Below are 12,632 nucleotides of genomic sequence, written 5' to 3'. Positions count from 1 at the left end.
TCGGTCCACAGCGCCCAAACGTATGCGCTGACGCTGGATAACAAAAGGGTCTCTTGAGAATCGGCCCAAGTAAATATGAACGCAAACGCTTGCGCAACAGGATGGGCGGGTTTACGGTCACGTCACTCGCAGATCACACCGACGTGAAATCAACGGGAGGTACCCGCCGTGACGGCCAGCATCACCGATGTCGCCCGCACCGCCGGAGTCTCGGCGTCCACCGTGTCCCGTGCCCTGCGCGGACTCCCGGGGGTGTCGGACGAGGTGCGGGCGCAGATCGCGGCCGTCGCCGCCCAGCTCGGCTACACCGCCTCACGTTCCGCCTCCAGCCTGGCCAGCGGGCGCACCTTCACCATCGGGGTCGTCGTCCCGTACGTGGGCCGCTGGTTCTTCGGCACCGTGCTGGACGCCGCCGAGCGCGAGTTCAGCGCCGCCGGCTACGACGTACTGCTCTACAACCTCGGCTCCCCGGAGACACGCAAGCGTTTCTTCACCAGGCTGCCGGTCCGCAAGCGGGTGGACGCGGTGCTGTCGCTCCTCATTCCTGACAATGCGGAGTCCGCGGCGCTGCGCTCACTGGGGGTGCCGCTGGCCACCACGGTCGGCGGCACCCGGCCCGGCTTCACCGTCGTCGGCATCGACGACCGGGCCGGCACCGAGAGCGCCGTACGGCATCTGGTGAACCTCGGCCACCGCCGTATCGGCATGATCAGCGGCTCCAGCGGGCCCCTGCACTGGACCACCCCGGTCGAGCGCCGCAACGCCTACCTGGCCGTACTGGCCGACGCCGGGATCGAACACGACCCGGCCCTTGAGGCGGACGGCGACTACACCGTCGAGGGCGGCGAGCGGGCCATGACCGAACTGCTGGCCGCCGCCCGGCCGCCGACCGCCGTGTTCGCCCAGTCCGACGAGATGGCGATGGGCGCGCTGCGCGCACTGCGCAGGCACCGGCTGAAGGTGCCGGACGACGTGTCCGTCGTCGGCTTCGACGACCACGAACTCGCCGACGTGGTCGGCCTGACGACCGTCGCCCAGCCGGTCGCCGAGCAGGGCGCCGAGGCCGCCCGGCTGCTGCTGCGCCAGCTGGACGAGCCCGACACCGAACCTCCCGCGGAGCAGGTGCAGATGCCCATCCGCCTCGTACTCCGCGAGACCACCGCGCCGCCCCGCCCGCGCGGACCGCACTGAACCCGCACCCTCCCCCCGTTTCTCCGCACCCCCCACGCCTGGAAAGCACGTCAGCACGCCTGAACGCACGCCCGCACGTGAGCACCACGAACCCTCGCCACAGCACGGAGGCACAGCCATGAGCTCGACCAGCGACAAGTACCGACGCATCGCCTGTACGGGCCTGGCCCTCGCCCCTGTGGTGGCGCTGGCCGCGTGTGGCTCGGGAGGCGGTACCGATGCCTCCGCCGAGGCCGGCAGCGGGAAGGGCACCATCAGTGTCTGGGCCCACCAGGGTCAGAAGAACGAGGCCGCCGCACTGCAGAACGCGGTGAAGGCCTTCAACTCCTCGCAGAGCGCGGTCAAGGTCGACCTGAAGCTGATCCCCGAGGCCGACTACACCAAGACCATCACCGCCACCAGCGCCTCAGAGCTGCCGGACGTGATGGAGTTCGACGGCCCGACGATGGCGAACTTCGTCTACAACAAGAAGCTCGCGCCGATCGACACGTACGTGTCCGCCAAGACCATGGCCAACGCCACCGACGCGAGCAAGGCGCAGGGCGAGGTCGACGGCAAGCACTACGGCCTGGGCATGTTCGACTCCGGGCTCGGCGTCTACGGCAACAAGAAGCTCCTCGACGCGGCCGGGGTGAAGTACCCGACGGGCCTGTCCGACGACTGGACGGCGGCGCAGTTCACCGCCGCGCTCAAGGCGCTGAAGGCCAAGGACTCCGACGGCAAGACCCTCGACCTCCAGGAGACCGGCGGCTACGCCAACGAGTGGGGCACCTATGGCTTCGCCCCGATCGTCTGGTCGGCGGGCGGCTCCCTGATCAAGGACGGCAAGGCGGAAGGCGCCCTCGACACCCCGGCCGTGGCCTCTGCGATGAAGACCTTCCAGTCCTGGAAGACCTACGTCGACCCGAACACCGACGGCAACGCCTTCGCCAAGGGCCGCGTCGCCCTGAGCTGGGTCGGCCACTGGATGTACCCCGCCTACAGCGAGGCCCTCGGCAACGACCTCGTCGTGCTGCCGCTGCCCGACTTCGGCAACGGCCCCAAGACCGGCCAGGGCTCCTGGGCCTGGGGCATCGGCGCCGACTCCAAGAACGCCAAGGCCGCCGGTACGTTCATCGACACCCTCCTCGACGACACCAACGTCTCCGCCATGACGACGGCCAACGGAGCGGTGCCCGCCACCAGGACGGCCCTCGCCAAGAGCAGCCTCTACAAGCAGGGCGGCCCCCTCCAGCTCTACGCCGACCAGCTCGCCAAGCCCTGCGGCGACACCGACATCACCAAGTCCTGCGTCGCCGTCACCCGCCCGGTGACCGCCGGCTACCCCGTGATCACGTCGAAGTTCAGCGAGGCCGTGAACTCCATCTACGGCGGCGCCGACCCCAAGAGCGCCCTGGAGAAGGCCGCCCGCGCCATCGACCAGGACTTCTCCGACAACGCCGGTTACAAGATCCCGTAGGACCGTCGGCCGGGGCAGACGCGGCAGCCGCGCCCGCCCCGCCGGGAACAGGACCCACACCGTGAATCCCGTGGAACCCGCGCATGCCGCGCCACCGCCCGGCCCGGAGCAGGAGCCGTCCGTGACGACCGCGACACCCGTGACATCCGTGAAGCCCGCGCGGTCGACACGATCATCGACGCGATCAGCGCAGCCGGGCCGCAAGAACCGCGACTGGCTGCACGGACTGCTCATGTCCGCCCCGGCCGTCGTCGGGCTCATCGCGTTCGTCGGCGTCCCGTTCGTCTACGCCGTCGTCCTCTCCTTCTACAACGTCCGCCTCGGCTCGCCGCTCGCACCGTCGTTCTTCGGTCTGGAGCAGTACCGGCGGCTGTTCACCGACCCGGACCTCTCCGGCCCGTTCCTGCGCGCCCTGCTGAACAACCTGACCTTCGCCGTGGTCGTCGTACCCGTGCAGACGGGCCTGGCGCTCGGGCTGGCCATCCTGCTCAACCGGAAACTGCGGGCGATCGGCGTCTTCCGGTCCCTCTTCTTCATGCCGGTCGTCTTCCCGATGGCGCTGGTCGCCGTGATCTGGCGGCTCATCCTGGCCCGCAGCGACCAGGGCATGCTCAACTCCGCGCTGCACGCGGTGAGTTTCGGCAACTGGGGTGCCTTCGACTGGCTCGGCGACTCCGCCACCGCGATGGCCTCGATCATCGTGCTGTCCGTCTGGCAGGGCGTCGGCTTCCAGATGGTCATCCTGCTGGCCGGCCTCCAGCAGATCCCGGGCGAGCTCTACGAGGCGGCCCGACTGGACCGCGCCACCCTCTGGCAGCAGTTCCGGCACGTCACCCTGCCGGGCATCCGTGGCACGCTCGTCTTCGTCGCGATGCTCACCTCGGTGCTCTCCTTCCGGGTCTTCGACCAGGTGTACGTCCTCGTGCGCGGCGGCGGCCTCGACGAGGACGCGACCCGCACCGTGATGTACGAGGCCGTCACCACGGCCTTCGACCGGAACAACGTCGGCCAGGCAGCCGCGATCACCGTCGTCTTCTTCCTGATCGTCGTCGCCCTGACCCTCGTCCAGCGCCGAGTGGTCCGCGCCGACAACGAGGACTGAGGGCAGCGGAGTTGAGGACCAAGGACTTGAGGACTGCGAACGTGAGGAACGAGAGCCGACCATGAACACCGCCACGGGCCCGACCCGCGCCCCCCTGCGCCGCTTCCTCGACTACGCCGTGCTGAGCGTGCTGGCGTTCGTCTTCACGCTGCCGGTCCTCTATCTGCTGATCGGCAGCCTCAAGCCGTCCGACGAGGTACTGAACGGCCTCTCCGGCTTTCTGCCCACCCACCTGTCCTTCGACAACTACACAGCGGTCCTCGACAGCCTCAACTCCGACAGCACCGGCTACTTCTGGCGCTTCATGGGCATCTCGCTGCTGCTGGCGTTCGTGGTGGTGACCGGCGGCCTGTTCGTCAACTCGATGGCGGCGTACGGGCTTTCACGGCTGAAGTGGCGGGGCCGGGACGCGGTGTTCACCCTCGTACTCCTCCTGATGCTGGTCCCGTTCGAGTCGGTGGCCGTCCCGCTCTTCTACATGTTCAACGACCAGCGCAACACCCTCTACATCCTGGCGCTCCCGTTCGTCGCCAACGCCTTCTCGGTCTACCAGTTCCACACCTTCTTCCGCTCGATCCCGCCGAGCATCGAGGAGGCCGCCCGCATCGACGGGGCGGGCCCGTGGCGCACGTTCTTCGCGATCGTCGTCCCGATGTCGAAGCCGGCCTTCGCGTCGGTCGCGATCCTGACGTTCCTCACCCAGTGGGGCTCCTTCCTCTGGCCGGTCCTGATGGTCTCCGACCCATCGGTACGCCCCCTCCCGCTGGAGATGAGCGTCTTCCAGGCCCAACTGCCCCCGGACTGGGGCCAGACGCTCGCCTTCGGTGTCCTCCTGGTCCTGCCCGTACTGATCGTCTTCGCGTTCTTCCAGCGCTGGTTCGTCCAGGGCGTCGCCAGTTCGGCGGTCAAGGGCTGAGGACGACCGCCGGAGGGACGTGCCGACGCGCACCGCGCCCACCCGGCAGAGTTTCCGGGTGGGCGCGGTGCGAGCGGTGCGAGCGGCAAGCGGTGGGGTCAGATCGCGGTCAGCGACAGGTCGGCCGTGGTGGCGCGGCCCGGCCGCAGGGTCACCTCCTTGGTTGCCGGGCGGTGGCCGTCGGCCGAGGCGGTGATCCGCAGGGGGCTCGGGCGGGCGTCCAGCCAGAGGTCGTAGCGGCCGTCGGAGTCGGTGCGTACCGTGCGTACGGTGTGGGTGCGGCGGTCGCAGCCGGGCGCTCCGGCGTGTGCCGCCGGGCAGATCTGGACGGTGGCTCCGGCGAGCGGCGCTCCTGTGCGCCTGTCGGTGACCGTTCCGGAGAGGTGGCCCCAGGTCCGCGGGATCGTGACCTTGAGGCTGACCTCGACCGAGGCTCCGGCGTACGGGGCGTCGGTGCTGTAGGTGAGTCGGGCGGTGTAGGTGCCGGCCGTGGTCACGGCGGAGGCGTCCGCGCGGACGGTGACCGTGGTGGAGCGGCCGGGGGCGAGGTCGAACGAGGTCTTGTCCACCGACAGCCAGGTGACGTCGTCGCCGTCGCACTGGTCGTGCCCGGGCAGGACCTCGGCCGAGGTGACGGCGTCGTAGGTCGTGGTCATGCCGCCGACGCGGTGGATCCCGCAGCCGCCGCCGGCCCGGATGACCGTGGAGGTGGTGTTGGGCAGGCTGGACCAGGTGTTGGACACCGGGTCGTATTCGACGACGGTGTTGACCGCGTCCAGTACGGCGATGCCGCCGACGGCCTGGAGCTTGCCGTCGTTCCCGCCGGCGACGGCGCCCCAGCGCGGGTCGGGCATGTCGGCGGCGCGGGTCCAGGTGTCGGCGGAGGGGCTGTAGCGGTAGGTCTCTCCCCTGGCGGTACTGGCCGAGATGCCTCCGGCGCAGACCAGTTCGCCGGTGATGCCCGCGCAGGCCGCGCGCATCATGGGGAACGGGTAGTCGGCGCGGCGGGTCCAGGTGTCCGTGGCCGGGGTGTAGCGGTAGACGGTGCTGACCATGTCGTTGCAGCCGGATCCGCCGCAGCCTCCGATGACGTACAGGCTGCCGTCGAGGACGGTCACGTTCGGCATGCCGACGGCCTGGGGCAGATCGGCGAGGCGGGTCCAGGTGTCGGTGGTGGGGTGGTAGGCGTAGAGCGTGGCGCGGGCGCCGCCGCCCCCGCTCCAGCCGCCGACGACGTACATGGTCCCGTTGACGAACGCCCCGCCCGGTGACTCCAGAGCCTCGGGGAGGTCGGCGATGGGCGTCCAGGCGTCGGTGGACGGGTCGTGCACATAGCCGCGGCTGAGGAACTCCCCACCGAAGAGACCGGTGATCCCGCCGACGGAGTAGACCTTGCCCTGGTAGGTGCCCACCGCGTTGTCCATGACGGGCGCGGGGTAGTCGGCGATGCCGGTCCAGGGGCCGGTCGATGCGGATGTCGTAGTTGTGGCCGACGGCGCGTAGCTCGACGTGCTCTTCGGGGCCTTGGAGGTGGAACTCATGGGTCCGGGTGTGTAGTTGCCCTTGACTCTCCGCGTCGGGGCTCCTGCCGAGGAGTCCGAAGTGGTGGTGGGGGTGCCGGTCGGCGAGGTGTAACCGGTGCTCTGCTCACCGAGGTTGACGTGCAGCGGGGCCTGCCCCTTGTTGGTGAAGGTGACCTTCCTGCTGCCCGATCCGCCCAGTGACTCACTGACGGAGAGAGCATCCGAACTCAACCCCAGGCGGCCCGCCTTGAGCGTGCGGTCGAACCGGTTGACCTTGTCCGGCCGCGTCGTGACGGTGCCGGTCGAGGTGGTGTAGCGCGCGGCGGCCGTCCGGTAGGTGTGACGTCCGGTGGGCTCGCTGAACATCCAGTAGTAGCCGTCGGCCAGCGCCAGGTCGTCGGGGGTCTCCACGGTCGTCGCCGTCGCGTAGCGGTCGGCGGTGTCGGTGACGGTGGCGGGCGTGACGGCGGCGCCGGTGTTGCCGTCGACGACCTGTCCGGCGACGATGCCTCCGCTCACGGCCGCGCAGGAGCCGACGGTGACGGTGTCGAGCTGCCAGACCGACAGGCCGCTGCCGGAGTAGTGGAAGCGCACCTTCACGTTCTTCGCGTTCGCCGCCCGGGTCAGGGGGACCTCGACGTGGCTCAGCAACTCAGCCGTGTCCCGGTGCCACACCGTGGTCCACGTCGCGCCCGAGTCGAGGCTGAGGTCGACATCGGCCACCGAGTCCTTGCTGGGAGCGTAGATGGTGTCGAAGCCGAGCACGGGTGAACTCTGGCCCGCCAGGCTGAAGGTGGGCGAGACGAGTTCGGTGTCCTCGTGGACACCGCCTCTGCCCCAGGGGTCGGCGGTGGCCCAGTTCCCGGTTCCGCCTGTCCAGTTGGGCAGCAGGCTGTCGGAGAAGTCCCAGGCGGCGCCGTCCGTCCCGTGATCGACGACCGTCCAGCCGTGCTCGGGAGTGGTGCCGGTCCAGCCTTCGAAGCCGGTCGCGGCCGGGTAGGCGTGGCCGGGTGCGACACAGGCCGTCAGGTCCACGTCCGACGCGACGTCGGTACGTACATCGGCCTTGCCCACAGGGATGCTCAGGTCGGTGCTCAGGTAGCCGGGGTAGACCGGGGCCACGTGGACGTCGTAGGTGGCCTGATCCGGAAGCTCCACGCTGTACTTGCCGGTGTAGGGGTCGGTGTAGAGGGCGCCGTTCGGATAGCCGTCGATGGTGATCTTCGCGTACATGGGCCAGCCGTGCCCGCTGCCGTCCTTCACGGTGCCGGACAGCGTGCGGGTGGGCAGTTTCACCAGGGTCAGGTCGGCGGTGGTGCTCCGGTTCTCGGCGACACTCACCCCGGAGCGGGTGTTCTCCCGGTAGCCGAAGTCGGTGGCGGTGATCCGGTAGTCGCCCACCGCGACGGGCAGGCTGTACGCCCCGTCGGCGCCGGTGACGACGCGGTACTCCCGGCCATCTGCCGCTCCTCCTCCTGCTGCTCCTGCCGCTGCTCCTCCTGCCGCTTCTTCGGAGATGGTGAGCGCCGCACCGGCGAGCGGGGCGCCTGACCTGCTGTCGGTGACTCGTCCGGACAGCGTTCCGTGGGCGCCGAAGGCCAGCGCGGACACGCCGGCCGGGGTGCCGAGACCGGTCGGGCCGTCCCAGTCGGCACCGGCGGTGCACCCCACCGTGCCGCAGTCGTCGTTCGACCCCTCGGTGACGTCGGTCAGCCCGGAGCCGTTGATGTACGGGTAGGTCACCGGGTAGGTGTCCTCGACGGGGGTGCCCGCGAGCGCGTACATCGCCGTGATCAGCGGTGCGGAGAGGCTGGTCCCGCCGACCTGCAGCCAGCCGTCCTTGCTCACCGTGTCGTACACGGCCAGGCCGGTCGCGGGGTCGGCGACCGCGGAGATGTCAGCCGTCGCCCGGGTGTCGCAGCCGGTGGCGAGCCCCCGCTGGTAGACGGGCTGGGCCTCGTACAGGGAGCAGCCCGAGCCGCCGGAGGTCCAGGCGGACTCCGTCCAGCCGCGCTCGGTGCCCGCGGCGCGGGTCAGCCGGGTGCCGCCGGCGGCCACCACGTTGGGGTTGGTGGCGGGCCAGTTCTGGACATGGCCGGTGTCACCGGTGGACGCGACCACGGCCACACCGGGATGTTCGTAGTGGTGGTCGTACGCGGTCTGCAAGGCGCCCTCGCCGGGCAGACCGTAGGAGTTGGAGACGTACTTGGCGCCCAGGCGTACGGCGGTGTCGACCGCGGTGCCCAGATCGTCCAGGCTCGCCGAATCACCCTGCACGAGAAGGATGTTGCACGCCGGACAGGCGGCGGACACGGCGTCGAGGTCGAGCGCGGTCTCCAGCGCCCAGCCCGCGTCGTCGGCGGGGTAGTCCGTGCCGCCGTTCTGATCGACCTTGCGGAAGCAGCCGTTGGCGGTGGTGCACTCGGGCAGCCCGTAGTGCTTGCGGTACTCGGCCAGGTCGGCCTCGGCGTGGGAGTTGCCGTACGCGTCGACGATCGCCACCGTCCTGCCCTCGCCGCCGGCGGGAAGGCCGTACGCCGCCTGGATGTCGGCCGGGCCCAGCGCCTGGGAAGGGGGCGCGCTCGCCTGCGGCTTGACGATGTGGTCGGAGTCAGTGACCACGTCGGCGAAGCACTGGGCCACGCCTTCCTCGACGCTCGGGTTGTTGCAGCCCGCCGGGACGTAGTTCTGCGGGACGTTGTCCTGCGGCACGGCGTTGAGCAGGTCGGAGGCACGGGAGGGGTCGGCGTCCGATGACGAGGCCGAGGGACCAGGAGTGGCCGCGGCGGCGGTGGCCGGTGGTGTCGCGGAGAGAGCCGCGGCACCGAGACAGCCGGCTATGAGGAGGGCGAGCGGCGCGCGGACGCGCACACGTCTTTCGGACAGAGAGGACAGCAAGGGGCACCCTTTTCGTCGCGTTCAGGGACCGGTCGGGCCGGGATCAAAGAGGTTCGTAACCGCTGTACATGTCGTCCCCACAGGCGGGGTCTTCCGCGGAGTCTTCCGTCGTGTCGTCGGCAAGTACGCCCGATGCGGCGGGCGGCACGTCGGGCTTCGGTTCAGGTTCAGGTTCAGGAGGTGTGCTGCTCATCCGACGGATGGATGCCTCTCCGGTCATGTCCAGGTGAAGGCGGGCTCGCGGGCCCTGCGCGCACTGAGTATCAACGGCCGCCGTGTGTCCTCGCGATGGGGCGGATGACCTAAAGATCGGAGCCTTCGCCGGAGCCCTCGCCGGAGGCATGGCCTTCCGACGGGGTGATTCCGGCCTGTGTCAGGCTGACCGCCAGTGCGGTACGCGAGGTCACCTTGTACTTGCGCATCGCGGAGTTCAGTTGCGCGGCAACGGTCTTCGGGGAGCGGGAAAGCGCCCGTGCGATGGCCGGGTTGGTCAGTCCGGTGAGCATCAGCCGGACCACTTCCAGTTCACGCGGGGACAGTTGGTCACCGTAGCCGCGCCGCCCGCCGCGCCACACCTCGCGTACCGGCGCCCCGGCCGCACGGCGCGCCGCGTGCACCCGGGCGGCGTCCGTCCGGGCTCCAAGTGCCGCGAACCCGGCCTGTGCGCGGGCGAGTTCGGCCAGTCCGGTGTCCCTGTCTCCCGCCACCAGCAGGCAGTCGGCCCGGCGTTCGGTGGCGAGCAGTGCCTCGTACGGCCGGGGCAGGCGCTGCCAGGCGGTGGCGGCCCGGCCGAACGCGGCGGCTGCCTCGGCGCTGCGGCCCTCTCCCTCTGCCAGCACTCCACGGCAGGTCTCCAGCGCGGCGTCCGCTGCCGGCAGGTTCCTGCCGCTGAGTCCTTTGGCCAGGTCCGCGACGAACTGCCGTGCCTGGTCCGGCCGTTCGACCGCGAGAAGCGCGCCGGTTCGCACCGGTGCGAACTCGGTGGCCCACAGCCAGATGTCCTTGCGGGCCACGACGTCGGCCGGCCCCTCCGTCAGCTCCAACGCCTTGGCGGCCGACCCCTCGGCGAGCCGGATCCGCGCCAGCGCCGCCGCGGGTTCCAGCGGCACATCCACGACGCCGCGCCGCAGCCCCGCGTCGAGCACCAGGCGCAGCCGCTCCTCGACGGTCCCGAGCCCGCCTTCGGCCGCGGGGCCGGGGCCGGGGTTCGCTGCGCTGCCGCCGACCGCCCCGTCCAGCAGGGCCGTGACCAGCAGTGCATCCAGTTGGAGCAGGGGTTCCTCGTCCACCGCTGCCAGGGCGGCGGCTCGCTCGGCCAGTCCGTCCCAGTCGCCGGTGAACCAGTCCAGGTGCACCAGCGTCACCAGGATGATGTCGTGGAGCCGCTGGTACCGGTGTTCCTCGGCTCTGGCCAGCCCGGTCGTCAGCAGTGCTCTGGCCTCGTCGTAGCGGCCCCAACGCATGGCCGCGTTGGCGATGTTGAGTCCGCTGCGGGCCAGCTGCATCATTCCTTCCGGGGTTGCCGCGGTGTCGGGCAGTTCCGCGGCCACGGCCCAGCCGACCTCATCGCCCATGTCCAGCAGGGCAGTTGCCCGATCCACCACGAGAGCCAGCCGCTGGTCCGCCGTCATCGGCAGCCGGGCCGCGTCGGCCGCCCGGTCCAGCCAACGGCGGTGCTCCCGGGCGGACATCAGGGTTCCCGGCGGGCTGCCGAGCGTGTTCATCGCCCAGGCCGCCTGGAACGGTTCGTCGGCCAGATCCGGAATCGCTCTCTCCAGTTCCGCCGCGCCGGCGGCGTACTCGCCCGCGTGCAGCAGCATCCTCCCCAGCTGGATACGGACGGCCGCGCGGTCGTGCGGGGCGAGCGCCTCCCCGTCCAGCACCCTGCGCAGCGCGCGGCTCAGGTCGCCGCGGCCGACGAATCCGGTGAAGGCGAGGACCGGCATCTTCTGTGCCCACCGGGCCATCGAGGCGGCGGGCGGCTCGCTCCCGGTGAGCAACTCGTGCAGCAACCCTACGGCGGTGCGGTGGTCCCCGGAGGCCAGCGCGAGGTCGGCGGTCAGTTCCGCGTACTCGCGCCACCGCCCGGTGTCCCCCGCCTCCCGGTAGTGGTGGGCGAGCCGGGACACCGGCTGCGGTGTCAGGGCCCGCAGTGAGCGGGCCGCTCTTCGGTGCAGGGCCCGGCGGTCGGGCGCGGGCGTCATGTCGTAGACCGCGCGGGCCGCCAGGGCGTGCCGGAAACTGACCCGGCCGGCCCGGTCCTCGCCGAGCAGTCCACTGCGTACGGCGGCGTCGACGGCCTGCCCGGCAACGTTGTCCGGGAGACCGCTCACCGTCGCGAGGACGGCCGGGCCGACCGGCTCGGCCAGTACGGAGGCAGCCCGCAGCACGCGTTGCGCGTCCGGGGTGAGGCGCGAGGCGCGCTCGGCGACGGCGTCCCGGATGGTGGGCGGCACAGCGATGTCGGCCAGCGTCCTGCGGACCCACTCGCCGTCGCGCCGGACCAGATCGGCCCGGTCGCGCAGCAGCCGTACGGACTCCTCGATCGCCAGCGGCACACCGTCGGTCCGTTCCTGGAGGAACGACGCGAACGTCTCGGAGACGTGCTCCCCGTCCAGCATCGACGACATCAGCTCGGCGGTCTGCGGCACGTCCAGCGCGCCGAGGCGGATCCGTACGTACCCGGTGCCGGGCGGGGGCCGGGAGGTCAGTCGCATCAGCGCGGAGTCGGGCGGCACGTCCTCGGGGCGGTAGGTCAGCACCAGGCTCATCCGGCGGGACCGACGGGAGGCGAGGAACAGCAGGAAGTCCAGGGTGGCTTCGTCGGCCCAGTGGACGTCCTCCAGGACCAGCACGCCGACGCCCATGGCGTCCAGCAGTTCGGCCAGTGCGCGAAAGAGCCGGTGCCGGGCGGCACCCGCGTCCGACAGCGTCTCGGGGGCCGGCGGCAGGTCCTGCCCCCACTCCGGGAACAGCGGGCGCAGCACCCCGGCGAGGGGAGTGAGAACCAGCTCGGCCACATCAGGTTGGGCATCACGGGCGGCATCGACGACCGGGCCCAGGGTCAGAGCCTCCCGGAACGGCGGGCACATGGCGGCCAGCGGTCGTCGAGCGGCGACACCGGGCTCGTCCAGCACCTCCTGAAGGAGCCGGCTCTTGCCGATCCCGGCCTCACCCTCGACGAGAACGGTGGCCGGCGGCCGGGCCAACGCCTCGGTCAGCCGGTGCAGTTCGGCCGCCCGCCCGACGAAGCGCGGAGCGCTGAGGCTGGGCAGCACAGGCGGAAGGCCGCCCTCCGCAGAGCGCTCCATCCGACCGCCTCCCCCACCCCACCCGGAGCCTGCACACCCGGATCACCGAACGCCCGTACGAGTCCCGACATCGCAGCATGCCACGCCCCCACACCGACCGCGCCGAGCCGCGCCGGTCCGCGCCAACTACGGCCGCCCGAAGGTTTTCTGACGCTCGTCGCCCGCATCCCCCACGTCCCCTAAATCACGTTACCCACTTATTGCCCAAGGGATCTTCATGAACGTTGCGTCA

The 12,632-nt window shown here is 70.8% G+C and carries 6 protein-coding genes; 4 read left to right on the top strand and 2 right to left on the bottom strand.

The window, feature by feature from the left end; all coding sequences use genetic code 11:
• Positions 1-168 precede the first annotated feature (168 nt).
• From OG241_RS32360 to OG241_RS32345, 4 genes are all read left to right on the top strand, one after another.
• Positions 169-1,191 carry a LacI family DNA-binding transcriptional regulator gene (locus tag OG241_RS32360; RefSeq protein ID WP_405820303.1) on the top strand — a complete coding sequence of 341 codons (1,023 nt, stop codon included), beginning with the start codon at positions 169-171 and terminating at the stop codon, positions 1,189-1,191.
• Positions 1,192-1,309: 118 nt separating this feature from the next.
• Positions 1,310-2,650 carry an ABC transporter substrate-binding protein gene (locus tag OG241_RS32355; RefSeq protein ID WP_405820302.1) on the top strand — a complete coding sequence of 447 codons (1,341 nt, stop codon included), beginning with the start codon at positions 1,310-1,312 and terminating at the stop codon, positions 2,648-2,650.
• Between the two features lie 61 nt (positions 2,651-2,711).
• Positions 2,712-3,752: a carbohydrate ABC transporter permease gene (locus OG241_RS32350; protein WP_405820301.1), complete on the top strand. Its 1,041-nt coding sequence runs from the start codon at positions 2,712-2,714 to the stop codon at positions 3,750-3,752.
• Positions 3,753-3,813: 61 nt separating this feature from the next.
• The gene (locus OG241_RS32345; RefSeq protein WP_405820299.1) at positions 3,814-4,668 is read left to right on the top strand and encodes a carbohydrate ABC transporter permease; all 855 of its coding nucleotides are present in this window, start codon (positions 3,814-3,816) and stop codon (positions 4,666-4,668) included.
• A gap of 98 nt (positions 4,669-4,766) precedes the next feature.
• On the opposite strand, the gene OG241_RS32340 is transcribed toward OG241_RS32345, so the two are convergent.
• Positions 4,767-9,062, bottom strand: coding sequence for a carboxypeptidase regulatory-like domain-containing protein (locus OG241_RS32340; protein ID WP_405820297.1), 4,296 nt, complete (start codon positions 9,060-9,062; stop codon positions 4,767-4,769).
• Positions 9,063-9,391: 329 nt separating this feature from the next.
• The gene (locus tag OG241_RS32335; RefSeq protein ID WP_405820295.1) at positions 9,392-12,400 is read right to left on the bottom strand and encodes a helix-turn-helix transcriptional regulator; all 3,009 of its coding nucleotides are present in this window, start codon (positions 12,398-12,400) and stop codon (positions 9,392-9,394) included.
• Between the last annotated feature and the right edge of the window lie 232 nt (positions 12,401-12,632).

Source organism: Streptomyces sp. NBC_01390, assembly GCF_045040105.1.
In the GTDB taxonomy this organism is placed as follows: domain Bacteria; phylum Actinomycetota; class Actinomycetes; order Streptomycetales; family Streptomycetaceae; genus Streptomyces.
This window is presented reverse-complemented; position numbering and strand designations above follow the sequence as displayed.